This window comes from Mesorhizobium salmacidum (SeqCode), from assembly GCF_037179605.1.
In the GTDB taxonomy this organism is placed as follows: Bacteria; Pseudomonadota; Alphaproteobacteria; order Rhizobiales; family Rhizobiaceae; genus Mesorhizobium; species Mesorhizobium salmacidum.
Genome location: NZ_JAPYKS010000008.1, coordinates 31,919 through 45,297, shown reverse-complemented (window position 1 = coordinate 45,297; position 13,379 = coordinate 31,919). Strand labels below are relative to the sequence as shown.

General features: G+C 64.2%; 12 protein-coding genes. 11 read left to right on the top strand and 1 reads right to left on the bottom strand.

Annotation, left to right across the window (positions count from 1 at the left end):
- Positions 1 to 81: 81 nt before the first annotated feature.
- From O7A60_RS12725 to O7A60_RS12710, 4 genes are read left to right on the top strand one after another with little or no spacing between them, the layout of a single operon-like run.
- On the top strand, positions 82 to 927 hold the full coding sequence (locus O7A60_RS12725; protein ID WP_337106589.1) for a carbohydrate ABC transporter permease: 846 nt from the start codon (positions 82 to 84) through the stop codon (positions 925 to 927).
- Positions 928 to 940: 13 nt separating this feature from the next.
- Complete coding sequence (locus tag O7A60_RS12720) at positions 941 to 1,786, top strand: carbohydrate ABC transporter permease (RefSeq protein WP_337106588.1); 846 nt, start codon at positions 941 to 943, stop codon at positions 1,784 to 1,786.
- Between the two features lie 21 nt (positions 1,787 to 1,807).
- Positions 1,808 to 2,848 (top strand): ABC transporter ATP-binding protein, encoded by a 1,041-nt coding sequence (locus O7A60_RS12715; protein ID WP_337106587.1) that lies wholly within the window; start codon positions 1,808 to 1,810, stop codon positions 2,846 to 2,848.
- Positions 2,849 to 2,864: 16 nt separating this feature from the next.
- The gene (locus O7A60_RS12710) at positions 2,865 to 4,157 is read left to right on the top strand and encodes an amylo-alpha-1,6-glucosidase (protein WP_337106586.1); all 1,293 of its coding nucleotides are present in this window, start codon (positions 2,865 to 2,867) and stop codon (positions 4,155 to 4,157) included.
- Between the two features lie 29 nt (positions 4,158 to 4,186).
- Here O7A60_RS12710 and O7A60_RS12705 read toward each other — a convergent pair whose 3' ends face one another.
- Entirely contained in the window at positions 4,187 to 4,912 is a 726-nt protein-coding gene (locus O7A60_RS12705) for an MgtC/SapB family protein (RefSeq protein WP_337106585.1), read from the bottom strand.
- Positions 4,913 to 5,161: 249 nt separating this feature from the next.
- Between O7A60_RS12705 and O7A60_RS12700 the strand changes: the two genes are divergently transcribed.
- The 7 genes from O7A60_RS12700 (at position 5,162) to O7A60_RS12670 (ending at position 13,373) form a co-directional block, all read left to right on the top strand.
- Positions 5,162 to 6,136 carry a sugar-binding transcriptional regulator gene (locus O7A60_RS12700; RefSeq protein ID WP_337106584.1) on the top strand — a complete coding sequence of 325 codons (975 nt, stop codon included), beginning with the start codon at positions 5,162 to 5,164 and terminating at the stop codon, positions 6,134 to 6,136.
- 45 nt (positions 6,137 to 6,181) lie between these two features.
- Positions 6,182 to 7,627, top strand: coding sequence for an ABC transporter substrate-binding protein (locus O7A60_RS12695; protein WP_337106583.1), 1,446 nt, complete (start codon positions 6,182 to 6,184; stop codon positions 7,625 to 7,627).
- Positions 7,628 to 7,787: 160 nt separating this feature from the next.
- Positions 7,788 to 8,711, top strand: coding sequence for a carbohydrate ABC transporter permease (locus O7A60_RS12690; RefSeq protein WP_027142219.1), 924 nt, complete (start codon positions 7,788 to 7,790; stop codon positions 8,709 to 8,711).
- Between the two features lie 9 nt (positions 8,712 to 8,720).
- Positions 8,721 to 9,578, top strand: coding sequence for a carbohydrate ABC transporter permease (locus O7A60_RS12685; protein WP_027142220.1), 858 nt, complete (start codon positions 8,721 to 8,723; stop codon positions 9,576 to 9,578).
- Positions 9,579 to 9,580: 2 nt separating this feature from the next.
- Positions 9,581 to 10,699: an ABC transporter ATP-binding protein gene (locus O7A60_RS12680; RefSeq protein WP_337106582.1), complete on the top strand. Its 1,119-nt coding sequence runs from the start codon at positions 9,581 to 9,583 to the stop codon at positions 10,697 to 10,699.
- Positions 10,696 to 11,820, top strand: a complete 1,125-nt coding sequence (locus tag O7A60_RS12675; RefSeq protein WP_337106581.1) for an ABC transporter ATP-binding protein — start codon at positions 10,696 to 10,698, stop codon at positions 11,818 to 11,820. Before O7A60_RS12680 ends, O7A60_RS12675 begins: the two co-directional genes overlap by 4 nt.
- A complete protein-coding gene (locus tag O7A60_RS12670) occupies positions 11,820 to 13,373 on the top strand; it encodes an FGGY-family carbohydrate kinase (RefSeq protein WP_337106580.1) in 1,554 nt (517 codons plus the stop codon). Before O7A60_RS12675 ends, O7A60_RS12670 begins: the two co-directional genes overlap by 1 nt.
- Positions 13,374 to 13,379 lie beyond the last annotated feature (6 nt).

Genomic DNA, 13,379 nt, shown 5'->3' with positions numbered 1-13,379 from the left:
AGTAGGGGTCCTCCCAAGGGGGCGTCCGGAGTTTGTTGCACTCCGGGCGCCCGGGCCGCGGCATCGCAAAGGATAAACACCATGCACGGCAAGGCTCTGCCTTATCTGCTGCTGATGCCGGCGACCTTGTTCCTCTGCATCTTCTTCCTCTATCCATTCGCGCTGGTCGCCTTCGAGGCGGTGACCCGCGACGGCGCCTTCACACTCGATAATTTCCGCACCATGGCCGGCAGCTGGAAATTCCCCGTCACGGTGCGCAACACCCTGCTGCTGGCGGCAATCGTCGTGCCGATCCAACTGGTCATGGCTCTTTTGATGGCTACCGTGATTTCGCGGCTGGAGACCGGACGAAGTGCCGCCCTCTACGTCTTCGCCATCCCGCTCGGCATTTCCGATCTCGCCGCCGGCCTGATCTGGCTCGCCATCTTCGACCAGTCCGGCTTCCTCAACACGCTGCTTTCCAGCCTCGGCATCGTCGAAAGGCCGGTAATGTTCCTCGGCTACCAGAGCAAGCTGACCATCTTCATCGCCGTGGCGCTGGCCGAGATCTGGCGGGCCACCGCGATCATGATGGTCATCCTCGTCGCCGGCATGGGCCTGATCCCCAAGGAATATTACGAGGCGGCGGAAGTTTTCGGGGCAAGCCCGTGGCAGCGCTTTGTGCGCATCACGCTGCCGCTGCTTCGCCCCAGCCTGCAGACGGCCATCATCCTGCGCGTCATTCTCGCCTTCGAGGTCTTCGCCGTGGTCGCGGCACTTGGCGGCACCAACCTGCCGGTGCTGATGGGTGAGACCTACAACTGGCAGTTCACGTTGCAGGACCGCAATGTCGCGGCCGCCTCCGCGCTGCTCATCCTCGCCATCTCGATCGGCTTCACGCTGTTCTTCCTCCGGGTGCTGCGCGTGCCCAAGGGGGCCAGGATATGACGGAGGCGCGGATATGAGCGCCGTGACCGATGCGCAGGTCACCACGCCGGCCGATGCCCGCAAGGCCGGCAACTGGCTGCTGATCGCCACCGCGATCGTGCTCGGCGTCTGGGTGCTGCTGCCGATCTACCTCCTGATCGTCAATGCGCTGTCGTCGCCCGGTGAGGTCACCGCGTTCCCCAAGCGCTTCCTCCCGTCCTTCGACCTCGGCAGCCTGTCGTTCTTCATCAATTTCGCCGGCGTCGCCAGGGCGCTGTGGAACTCGGTGCTCGTCGCCACGCTGACGATGATCCTGGCAATCGGCTTCGGCGCGCCGGCCGGCTACGCGCTGTCGCGCTTCGATTTTCCGGGAAAGGGCACGTTCCGCTTCCTGGTGCTGATGACCCGTGCTTTCCCGCTGCCGCTGCTGGCCTTGCCCTTGGCGGTGATGTTCATCCGCACCGGCCTCGACGATACCGCCATCGGGCTGGCGCTGGTGCACACCACGCTGGCGCTGCCGTTCGCCGTGCTCATCACCTTCTCGCTCTTCTCAGGCATTCCGGTCGAGCTCGAGGAAGCGGCCTGGACGCTCGGCTGCACACGTTGGCAAGCTTTTCGCAAGGTCATCCTGCCGCTTGCCTTGCCCGGCATCGCCGCTTCGGCGGTATTTGCCTTCACCATCTCCTGGAACGAGGTTTTCGCCGCCGCCGTGCTCACCATCGAGAACCGCACGTTGACCGCCTTTCTGCTGCAAAGTCTTGGTGAATCGCCGCTCTATCTCAAATTCGCGGGCGGCGCGGCCTTGGTCGTGCCGGCGCTGATCTTCATCTTCGCCGTCCGCAAATACCTGTTCGCCATGTGGGGGATCGCCAACCGATGACACGCGCCACGGAGACGGCTGATGGCTGAAATCGCAATCAAGGGCGTGGCCAAGCGCTTCGGCGACTTCACCGCACTGCATCAGGTCGACCTCACCATCGCCGACCAGGAATTCATGGTGCTGCTCGGCGCCTCGGGCTGCGGCAAGACCACGCTGCTCAGGATCGTCGCCGGACTGGAGACACCGAGCCAGGGCGAGGTCTGGATCGGCGGCCGCCGCATCGATCATCTGCCGCCGCGCGATCGCGGCATCGCCATGGTGTTCCAGAATTATGCCGTCTTTCCGCACCTGACCGTGTTCGAGAACATTGCCTTCGGCCTGCGCATGAAGAAATTGCCGCGGCAGGAGATCGAGCGCCGCGTCAACCGCACCGCCGAACTCATGCATATCGAGCAATTGCTGAAGCGCTACTCCGGCCAGTTGTCAGGCGGCCAGCGCCAGCGTGTCGCCGTCGCCCGCGCGCTCGCCATGGAGCCCGATGTCATCCTGATGGACGAGCCGCTGTCGAACCTCGACGCACTGCTGCGGCTGGAAATGCGGGCCGAACTCAAGGGCGTGCTTGCCGGGTCGAAGACCACCACCATCTATGTCACCCACGACCAGGTCGAGGCGATGAGTCTCGCCGACCGCATTGCCGTCATGCATCAGGGCCGCATCGTCCAGGCTGCGTCGCCGGTCGAGGTCTACCGTAATCCGGCGGCGCGCTTCGTCGGCTCCTTCATCGGCAATCCGCCGATGAATTTCCTGCCCGCGACCAAGACAGCAAACGGAAACTGGAATGTTGCCGGGCTGGCGCTGTCCGGTCCCAAATCGGACAGGCAGAAGGTCGAGTTCGCCATTCGCCCCGAGGATGTCGATGCCGGCGGCGAGGGCCTGCCCGCCACGGTGCGGATCATCGAGCCGCTCGGGCCGCACACGCTGGTCACCTGCGATGTCGAGGGCGCCCTGTTCCGCGCCGTGCTCGAGTCCGGCGCAGCCATTGCCGTCGGCGATCGCCTGCGGCTCGCTCCCAGGTCCGACCGCATCCGCTGGTTCGACCCCGAAACGACGCAAGCCCTGTGAAAGACCTGAACCATCCATGACCGCTCATGCCGCCAATGACATCGTCGCCCGCGCTGTCGAAGTGCTGAAGGAGAACGATCAGGGGACCTATACCATCCCGACAAAAGGCCTCTATCCGTTCCAGTGGAACTGGGATTCCTGCCTGACGGCGCTCGGCCTTGCCCATTATGACGAAGCGCGCGCCTGGACCGAGATCGAGACGTTGTTTGCCCATCAGTGGCCGGACGGCATGGTGCCGCATATCGTCTTCCATGTCTGGAACGACAGCTATTTTCCCGGTCCCGAGGTCTGGCGAACCGGTCGCCCGACCGCCACCTCGGGCATTACCCAGCCAGCCGTCGCCGGCTTTGCCGTGCGGCGCCTGTTCGACCGCGCCAAGGACAGAAAATTGGCCGCCGAGCGGGCCCGCGCATTGCTGCCGAAGATCGATGCCTGGCATCGCTGGTTTTACGAAAACCGCGACCCCAAGGGTGAGGGGCTGGTCGCCATCATCCACCCCTGGGAATCCGGTCGCGACAATTCCATCGATTGGGACGATGCCTTCGAGCGCGTGCCGACCGAAGGCGTCGAGCCCTACACTCGTCGTGATACCTTGCATGCCGATCCGGCGCATCGCCCGACCAAGGCGCAGTACGATCGTTATCTCTGGCTGGTGCAGCATTTTCGCGGGCTCGGTTGGGACAACGCGAAACTGCACGATGCCTCACCTTTCCAGATTGTCGATCCCGGCTTCAACGCCATCCTGATCCGCGCCGCCACCGACCTTGCCGATCTTGCCGAAGCGCTTGGCGAGACGGCGATCGCCAAGGCCAACCGCGCCCGCGCGCAAAAGGGCCTGGCGGCCATGGAGCGGCTTTGGAGCGACGCGCACGGCCAATACCTCTGTCTCGACCGTGTCGCAGGCACGCTGGTCGACAGCGCTTCCGTTGGCGGCATCCTGCCGGCCTTTGCCGCGATCCCGAAAGACCGCGCCGCTGCAGTCGCCGCGAACCTCGAACGCCTTTCCGGCACCGCGCGTTACGTCGTACCGTCACATGATCCCGGTGATCGGCGCTTCGACGCCAAGCGTTACTGGCGCGGCCCGGTCTGGCTGGTGGTCAACTACATGATCGCCGACGGCCTTGCCGCCGCCGGCCACGGTCAGGTCGCACAGCGCATCACGCAATCCAGCCTCGACTTGATTCGGGAGAGCGGATTTGCCGAATACTACGACCCGCTGACCGGTGAGCCGCTCGGCGGCGGCCGTTTCACCTGGACGGCGGCGATGGTGATCGAGTTTTTGCGTGATGCGCAAGTGGGTGGTGCCTAAGCATGTAGGGGCGGGAACGCTTCGTCTCTTCAGGACGCCTTTTCGCCGACTAGATCAAATCGCTCGATCTCGCATTCGCGGCTGACCAGCGTCAGGATTTCCGTTGAAGGTTCGGTCGCATCGGACTGTCTCCATTCGAGATTGAACGAGTACACGAAGCGGTCGCGGCTGATGTCATGCTCCATCCTGGCGAGGCGTGCGCCATAGCCGAGCGGCCGCACCATCTCCTGCAGGTCGGGCGGTGAACTTTTCGGCCAGGAAACCGACAGGATCGCATGGTGGTCGCGCGGAACCTTGAGGTCCACCCATTTCAACACCTGAAGCGTCAGCAGCGTCAGCACGGTTGCAATTGCCGCAAGACCGAACTGCCCGCCGCCAAAGGCAAGCCCGATCATCGTCATGATCCACATGGTGGCCGCGGTGGTGACGCCGGTCACGAGGTCGCCGCGCCGCAGGATGGCGCCGCCGCCGATGAAGCCGACGCCGGTCAGCACGCCGAGCGGCAGACGCAGCACGTCCATGCGGGCGAAGAAATCCATTCCCTTGCCCGTCGTATCGAGCAGCAAGTTGGCCTGGATCATGGCAACAGCGGCCGCAAGGCCGACTAGGATGGTCGTCCGAAGCCCGGCGGTGTGGCCGCGCGCTTGCCTGTTGAGGCCAATGAGGAAACCTGCAACCACCACAAGCAGCAGCCGTGCGACAAGATCGGGCCACGTTGGATGAAGCGGCATATCGCAGCAAAGCGGCTCGAACATCGTTCTGTCAGGCGGCGCCGGCGCTCCGCCTCTCCTGCTTCCCCGGGGGTTCTCGGCACCGCTCGGCGCCGATGTTCCTTGTGGCTCGCCGGCGCGCCGCGACTTCGGGCCGTCGATGTAAGAACCTCTTCGCCCTCCCGAAGTTCCCGCTGGCCAACCGCCACGCGATTTGAAAGGTGGCGCTTGACTTCGGTTCCGGCATGTGAAAAATTTTGCAGCAACTGATAAAAATATCACCGGGACGGAAACGTGGTTGGTTTTGGAAACGGCCTTTCGCGGGACGATGATGGCAGCATGGCGGCGCGCGCCGCGTGGCTTCATTACGCCGGCGGCCTGACCCAGTCCGAGGTCGCCAAGCGGCTGGGGCTGACCAGCCTCAAGGCCCACCGCCTCATCACCAAGGCCAACCAGGAAGGGCTGGTGAAGGTCTATATCGACGGCGAAGTGTCGGAATGCGTCGAGCTGGAGGACGAATTGTCCCGCCGCTACGGCCTCGATTATTGCGAGGTGGTCCCGGATTTCGATTCCGAGGATCTGCCGCTCAAGGCGCTCGGCATTGCCGGGGCGCAGTTCCTCAAGCGCGAGATCGAACGCGGCGAGCAGGCGCTGATCGGCGTCGGCCATGGCCGCACGCTCGCGGCTTGCGTGGAGTACCTGCCGCGCACCACCACCGACCGGATCCGTTTCGTCTCGCTGCTCGGCGGCCTGACACGGAAGTTCTCGGCCAACCCGCATGACGTCATTCACCGTCTCGCCGAGCGCACCGGAGCCGAAGCCTATGTGATGCCGGTGCCGATGTTCGCCAACACGGCGGAGGACCGCATCGTGCTGCTGGGCCAGAAGGGCATCAGCGAGGTCTTCGATCTCGCCAGATCCGCCGACCTGCTGTTGGCCGGCGTCGGTACCGCCGAGCGCGAGGCTTCGCTGGTTGCCACCGGCATGATCGAGAAAGGCGAGATGGAGGAGATCCGCCGCAATGGCGGCGTCGGCGAATTGCTCGGCCATTTCTTCGACGACGCCGGCAAGGCGGTCGCGACCACCGTTTCCAACCGGGCGCTGGCACTGGCGCGCGAGGATATCGCCAGCCGCCGGATCGTCGCCGTCGCCGGTGGCAAGATCAAGGTTCGCGCCATCAAGTCGGTGCTGGAGGGGCGCTATTTGAAAGGCCTGATAACAGACGAGCGGACGGCGCGATCGCTCGTGGAAGAGACGCCGGTCGGGTAGCCGGCAACGGTTCAGTTGAAACTACCCTGTGGAGGAGAAGACCAAATGCATGAGAAAGAGAAAGACCTCATAGACGCCTTCCTGCGCGGACAAGTCGACCGTCGCGGACTGATCAAGGGCCTGGGTGCGATGGGCCTCGCCGCCGGCACCGCCGGCACGCTGCTCAACCTGGGCCAGACCCGCGCGCTTGCCGCGGACTTCGACTGGCAGGCGCATAAGGGCAAGACCATCAAGCTCTTGCTCAACAAGCATCCATACGCCGACGCCATGATCGCCAATCTTGAGAACTTCAAGAAACTGACCGGCATGAACGTCGTCTACGACGTATTCCCTGAAGACGTCTATTTCGACAAGGTGACGGCCGCATTGTCGGCGAGCTCGCCCGAATATGATGCCTTCATGACCGGCGCGTACATGACCTGGACCTATGGCCCAGCCGGCTGGATCACCGACCTCAACGAATGGATCAAGGATCCGGCCAAGACCAACCCGAACTATGCCTGGGACGACTTCCTGCCAGGCGTCAGGAATTCCTGCGCCTGGAACGGCAAGCCGGGCGGAGCTCTGGGATCGGAAGACGCCAAACAGTGGTGCATTCCGTGGGGGTTCGAGCAGAACAACATCACCTACAACAAGGCGATGTTCGACAAGGCGGGCGTCAAGGTCCCCGGCAATATGGACGAGATGGTGGCCGCTGCCGCCAAGCTCACCAAGGATGTCGGCGGCGGCGTCTACGGCATTGGTGTGCGCGGCTCGCGCTCCTGGGCGACCATCCATCCGGGATTCCTGTCGGCTTACGCCAATTTCGACCAGAAGGACCTGAATGTGTCGGCCGACGGCAAACTGTCGGCCGCCATGAACACCGCCCAGTCCAAGGCTTTCCACAAGCAGTGGGTGCAGATGATCCAGGAGAGCGGCCCGAAAGACTGGTCGACCTACACCTGGTACCAGGTGGGCACCGATCTGGGCGCCGGCGCCTCGGCGATGATCTTCGACGCCGATATCCTCGGCTACTTCATGAATGGCGGCGACAACAAGATGGCCGGCAAGCTTGCCTTCGCCGCCTTCAAGGCGAATCCGGAGGCCAAGGCACCAACGCCGAACATCTGGATCTGGTCGCTGTCGATGTCCAACTTCTCCAAAGACAAGGACGCCACATGGTACTTCATGCAATGGGCCTCCGGACCCGAGCATGCGCTGTTCGGCGCCACCAAGATGGATTTCGTCAACCCGGTCCGGCAGTCGGTCTGGAAGGATGAAACTTTCCGCGAGAAGCTGAACAAGAGCTATCCGGGCTATGTCGAGATGTTCGACGCCTCGGCACCCGGTGCCTCGATCAAGTTCACGGCGCAGCCGCTTTTCTTCGACCTCACCACCGAATGGGCGGCGACGCTGCAGAAGATGGTGTCCAAGGAAGTGCCGGTCGACGAAGGCCTCGACAAGCTGGCCGAGAGCATCAACGGCCAGCTCAAGGAAGCCGGTCTCGGTTAAGTCGCAACGAGGGCCGGCCTGCTTGGCGGGTCGGCCCTCGCCATACCTTTTCATGTTTGCGATGCGGTGCCGAAAGGTGACCGCTATTTCGCCCGACCGGCCGCCTTGCTCCCTTGGGCGGCCGGCAGGGGCGAAGCGACAGCAACAACGGAGCAGCTCGATGACTGCGGTGGTATCGCACAGGCTCAAGCCATCCGGCTTCAGGATCAGCAAAAGGGTGCTGCCCTATGTGCTCAGTCTGCCGGCCTTGCTGGTCTGCATCGGCATCCTGATTCCGTTCCTGACCTCGGTGGTCTATTCGTTCCAGCGCTACCGGCTGAGCCAGCCTTGGGCGCGGCAGTTCAACTGGGGCGACAACTACATCTCCTTCTTCACCGATCCGAAATTCTGGAACACGCTGAAGGTCTCGCTGCTCTATGCCGGCACCACCGTCGTGCTGGAACTGCTCTTGGGCCTCGCCATCGCGCTGCTGCTGCAGAAGCGCTCGACGCTGAACAACTTCATCTCGATCATGCTCCTGATGCCGCTGATGACGGCGCCGGCGCTGGCAGCGCTGATGTGGAAGCTGATGACCAATCCCGGCTTCGGCGTGCTGAGCTATCTCGCCAGCCTCATCGGGCTGCAGGATTTCCGCTGGGCCTCATCGCCGTCGACGGCGCTGTTAACCGTCGTGCTGGTGGACATCTGGGTCTACACGCCTTTCATCATGATCCTGCTGCTTGCCGGCCTGCGCAGCCTGCCGACGCAGCCCTTTGAGGCGGCGGCACTCGACGGGGTGCCGAGGAGCTTCGTCTTCTTCCGCATCACCCTGCCGATGCTGACACCCTACATCCTGACGGCGACGCTGTTCCGCCTGCTCGATTCCATCCAGCAGTTCGATATCATCTACGCGATGACGCAAGGCGGCCCGGGCGACACGCTGACCGTCTTCCAGGTGGAGGCCTATCTCAACTTCTTCCAGTCGACCAATGTCGGCCGCTCGGCGGCGCTGATGATCATCCTGTGGGCGATCACCTATTTCCTCTCCAACATCTTCATCAAGAACTGGCTCAGGCTGCGCGAACGCGCCCGCGGCCAGGCATAGGAGGCGGCGATGGAACATACCTCGCTTCTTGAACGCATCCTGCGCGGCGTGGCACTGACGCTGGTGGTGATCTTCTTCATGTTCCCGATCGTCTGGATTTTCATGATGTCGTTCCAGACCAACGAGACCATCCTGCGCATCCCGCCGCAGCTCATCTTCGAACCGACGCTCGCCAATTACACCGCGCTGATCACCGGCAAGCTGATGACCGCCGCCGGCACGCTCGACATCGCCTTCATGCGCAATCTCTGGAATTCGGTGTTCCTGTCGGTGACCTCGGTGGCGGTTTCGCTGCTGCTCGGCGTGCCGGCCGCCTACGCCTTCGCGCGCCACAAATTCCGCGGCTCGGAGGACATCGCCTTCACGCTGCTGTCGTTCAGGTTCGCGCCGGCACTTCTGGTGCTGTTGCCGCTGACCCTCTATTTCCAGAAGCTCGGCCTGGCCAACACCTATATCGGGCTGATCTGGGTCTACCAGCTGATCTGCCTGCCGTTGATCCTGTGGATCGTGCGCGGCTATTTCGAGGATATCCCGGCTGACATCGAATATGCCTACCGCATTGGCGGCCATTCCTGGTTCGCCACCTTCCGTAAGATCGCGCTGCCGCTCGCCGGCCCTGGCATTGCTGCGGCCGGCCTGCTCGCCTTCATCTTCGCCTGGAACAATTTCGTCTTCGCGCTGGTGCTGGCTTCGGCCGACAAGCAGCCGGTGACGGTCGGCGCGCTCGCCTTCATCACCTCATCCGGCATCCAGTACGGCCAGATTTCGGCGGCCATCGTCTTGTCGATCACGCCGACACTGGCGCTCGCCCTTTACGCACAGCGCTATCTGGTCGAAGGCCTGTCGCTCGGCGCGGTGAAAGGATAGAAATGGCCAGCCTCGAACTCAGAAATCTCGTCAAGCGTTACAAGAGCCAGACCGTCCTCGACAATTTGTCGCTGACCGTCGCGGATGGCGAAACGCTGGTCCTGTTCGGACCCTCGGGCGCCGGCAAGACTGTGCTGCTGCGCCTGGTCGCCGGCGTCATCGATCCGGACGAAGGCAAGATCCTCATCGGCGGCGAGGACATGACCGATGTCGACGCGGAATTCCGTGGCGTCGGCATGGCGTTCCAGAATTTCGCGCTGTTTCCGCATATGAGCGCGTTCGACAACATCGCGACGCCGCTCGAGGCCAAGCGCTCGTCGCAGAGCGCGATCAAGGCCGGCGTCGAGAGCGTCGCCAAACTGTTGAAGATCGGCCATGTGCTGAGCCACAAACCACGCGCGCTCTCCAACGGCCAGAAGCAGCGCACGGCCCTTGCCCGCGCTTTGGTCGGTTCGCCGCCGCTGCTGCTGCTCGACGATCCCTTGCGCAATGTCGACGCCAAGCTGCGCTTCGAGATGCGGCTCGAACTGCCGAGGCTGCTTGCCGATCGGGGCGCCACCGTCGTTTACGTCACCCAGGATTACAAGGAAGCCATGGCGCTCGGCGACCGCATCGCTGTGATGTCGCAGGGCGTCATCAGGCAGCTCGGCACGCCCGAGCAGATTTATCGCGAGCCGGCCAACATCGAGATCGCGCGGCTGTTCGGTGACCCGACCATCAATCTGCTCGACGTCAAGCCCGCGCGCGATGGCAGGGGGGGCTATGTCGGCCTGTCCAATGTGCAGGTCCATCTCGCCGATGTTCCCGAGATCGCCATCGGTCGCGACTGCATCATCGGGCTGAGGCCCGAGGCGCTGCATTTCGTTGGCGAAAACGAGCCCGGCGCCATTCCGGTGACGGTCGAGGCCGAGACGCCGCTCAACGAAAAGATCGTCACCCTGGTGCGCACCGTTCGCGGCCGTGAAATCCTGGTCTCGCGCCCGGCCGGAACGCCGGGCCGCAGCGAAGGCAAGGCCCATATCGTCGTCGACGGCAAGAGCGCCTTGCTGTTCGACAGGGCGAGCGGTGAGCGCATGGGCGCGAAGAACATCGTCAATCTGCGCAGCGGAGAAGCGGCATGAGCGCCAGCGCACTTACCATTTCCGGCGTCGACAAGTTTTATGGCCCGATCGACCGCGGCGTTCACGCCGTCAAGAACCTGACGATGGAAATCGGCAAGGGCGAGATCGTGGCGCTGCTTGGCTCGTCCGGCTGCGGCAAGACCTCGACGCTGCGCATGATCGCCGGCTTCGAGGAGGTCTCGCGCGGCGCGATCGCGGTCGCCGGTCGCCAGGTCCACACCTTGCCGCCGGTCAGGCGCAATGTGGCGATGGCCTTCGAGGGCTACTCGCTCTATCCGCCGCTGACGGTGCGCGAGAACATGGCCTTTGCCCTCAAGGCCGCCCGGCTGCCCAGGAGCGAGGTCGACGCCAAGGTTGCCAGCATCGCCAAACTGCTGGAGATCGAGGACATATTGGAGCGCTATCCCAGCTCCATTTCGGGTGGCCAGCAGCAGCGCGCCAGTCTTGGCCGGGCGTTGATCCGGGAAGCCGACCTGCATCTGCTCGACGAGCCGATGGGGCAACTCGAACCGCAGCTTCGCGCGGTGCTGCGCGGCCGCATCAAGCATTTCATCAAGGAGCGCGGCCTGACCGCGATCCTGGTCACCCACGATCAGACCGAGGCCAACGCGCTTGCCGACCGCATCGCGGTGATGGAAGGCGGCGTGCTGCAGCAGTTCGACACGCCGGACCGGCTCAAGGAGCGTCCGGCCAACCTGTTCACCGGAACCTTCGTCGGCGAACCGCCCATGAACGTCTTCGAGGCCTTTGTCGGGACCGCCGCCGGCCGCATCAATCTGCGGCTGCCCGATGGGCTGTCGCTCGACTATGACAAGGACGCTTTCAGCGCTCCGGTTCGCGATCAACTGCTCAGCCGCGAGCGGGTCGTCATCGGCATCAGGCCCTACGCGGTCCGGCGCTCGAAGGAAGGCGTTCCGGCCAGGGTCTCTGCCAACCAATGGCTCGGCGACCAGACCCACATCGCCGCCGATTTCGCCGGCGGCTCGCTGGTGCTGGTCGAGCATGACCGCACCCGGCTCGACCTCGGCGCGCCCATCAATGTCAGCATCGATCCCAAAAACCTGCACGTCTTCGACCAGGCGAGCGGGATGGCCATCTCGCACGGCATGGAGCTCGCGTGATGCGCGACATACTGATCGGCATCGATGCCGGCACCTCCGTCATCAAGTCCATCGCCTTCGACACGAAAGGCCGCCAGATCGCGGCCGCGGCGACGCCGAACCATTATGTGACGTTGCCGGGCGGCGGCGCCGAACAGGATCTGGCGCGCACCTGGGCCGATGCCGCCACGACCCTGCGCCAGCTCGCCGACAAGGTGCCCGATCTCGCCAGCCGGACGGTCGCCATCGCGGTGACCGGGCAGGGCGACGGCACCTGGCTGATCGATGACAAGGGCGAGCCGGTGGCCAAGGGCTGGCTCTGGCTCGACGCGCGCGCCGCCGGCGTCGTCGAGGAAATCCGCGCGCGGCCCGACGACAGGCTGCGCTTCGAAAAGACCGGCAGCGGGCTTGCCGCCTGTCAGCAGGGCTCGCAGTTTGTCTTCATGAAGCGCACCATGCCCGAAATGCTCGGCAAGGCTGCCACCGCGTTCCACTGCAAGGACTGGCTCTATTTCAAGCTCACCGGCGAACGCGCCACCGATCCGTCCGAAGGGACCTTCACGTTCGGCGACTTCCGCACCCGCGACTATAGCGACGACGTGCTCGACGTCCTCGGCGTCGCCGATCTCAGGCACCTGCTGCCGCCGATTGTCGACGGTACGAGGCACAGCACCGGACTGTCGCCGGCGGCTGCCGCCATCACCGGCATGCTTGCCGGCACACCCGTCGTGCTTGGCTATGTCGATGTCGTCTGCACCGCGCTCGGCGCCGGCCTTCTCGACCGCGAGCGCAAGCCCGGCTGCTCGATCATTGGCTCCACCGGCATGCACATGCGGCTGGCCGAGACGCCCGACGATGTGCAGCTGAACGAAGCGGCGACCGGTTATACGATGGCGATGCCGGCGCCTGGCGTCTTCGCGCAGATGCAGTCCAACATGGCGGCGACGCTCAACATCGACTGGGTGCTTGGCCTTGCCTCGGGCATTCTCGCCTCGCAGGGCATAACCCGCAGCAATGGCGAGATGATCGCGCTGGTCGATGCCTGGATCGCGGCCTCGCAGCCGGCCTCGCTGCTCTATCAGCCCTACGTGTCTGAAGCGGGTGAGCGCGGACCGTTCGTCGATGCCAATGCCAGGGCGGGCTTCGTCGGCATTTCGTCGCGCCACGGCTACGCCGATCTGGTGCGCGCCGTCTTCGAAGGCTTGGCCTTCGCGGCGCGCGAATGCTACGCCGCCATGGGCCCGCTGCCACGCGAAATCCGCCTGACCGGCGGCGCCGCCAGAAGCCCGGCGCTGCGCAAGATACTGGGTGCGGCCATCGGCGCCGACACGCGCACCAGCGCGCGCGAGGAGGCCGGCGCCGCCGGTGCGGCGATGATCGCCGCGGTCTGCGTCGGCCAATACGCCTCCATGGACGAATGCGTCGGCGAATGGGTGACGCCGTTGCTCGGCGAGGCCGAACCGAGCGACCCGGACCTCGCCGCGATCTACGACAGGATGGCCCCCTCCTACATGCTGGCGCATCGGGCCTTGCGGCCGGTCTGGCGTGCCATGGCGACATCGCAGGAAAATTGAGAAGTC

What these genes read in the sequence shown, in the direction of transcription:
- O7A60_RS12725 (WP_337106589.1), top strand. Translation starts at nt 82, where the DNA reads ATGCACGGCAAGGCTCTGCCTTATCTGCTGCTGATGCCGGCGACCTTG.
- O7A60_RS12720 (WP_337106588.1), top strand. Translation starts at nt 941, where the DNA reads ATGAGCGCCGTGACCGATGCGCAGGTCACCACGCCGGCCGATGCCCGC.
- O7A60_RS12715 (WP_337106587.1), top strand. Translation starts at nt 1,808, where the DNA reads ATGGCTGAAATCGCAATCAAGGGCGTGGCCAAGCGCTTCGGCGACTTC.
- O7A60_RS12710 (WP_337106586.1), top strand. Translation starts at nt 2,865, where the DNA reads ATGACCGCTCATGCCGCCAATGACATCGTCGCCCGCGCTGTCGAAGTG.
- O7A60_RS12705 (WP_337106585.1), bottom strand. Translation starts at nt 4,912, where the DNA reads ATGTTCGAGCCGCTTTGCTGCGATATGCCGCTTCATCCAACGTGGCCC.
- O7A60_RS12695 (WP_337106583.1), top strand. Translation starts at nt 6,182, where the DNA reads ATGCATGAGAAAGAGAAAGACCTCATAGACGCCTTCCTGCGCGGACAA.
- O7A60_RS12690 (WP_027142219.1), top strand. Translation starts at nt 7,788, where the DNA reads ATGACTGCGGTGGTATCGCACAGGCTCAAGCCATCCGGCTTCAGGATC.
- O7A60_RS12685 (WP_027142220.1), top strand. Translation starts at nt 8,721, where the DNA reads ATGGAACATACCTCGCTTCTTGAACGCATCCTGCGCGGCGTGGCACTG.
- O7A60_RS12680 (WP_337106582.1), top strand. Translation starts at nt 9,581, where the DNA reads ATGGCCAGCCTCGAACTCAGAAATCTCGTCAAGCGTTACAAGAGCCAG.
- O7A60_RS12675 (WP_337106581.1), top strand. Translation starts at nt 10,696, where the DNA reads ATGAGCGCCAGCGCACTTACCATTTCCGGCGTCGACAAGTTTTATGGC.
- O7A60_RS12670 (WP_337106580.1), top strand. Translation starts at nt 11,820, where the DNA reads ATGCGCGACATACTGATCGGCATCGATGCCGGCACCTCCGTCATCAAG.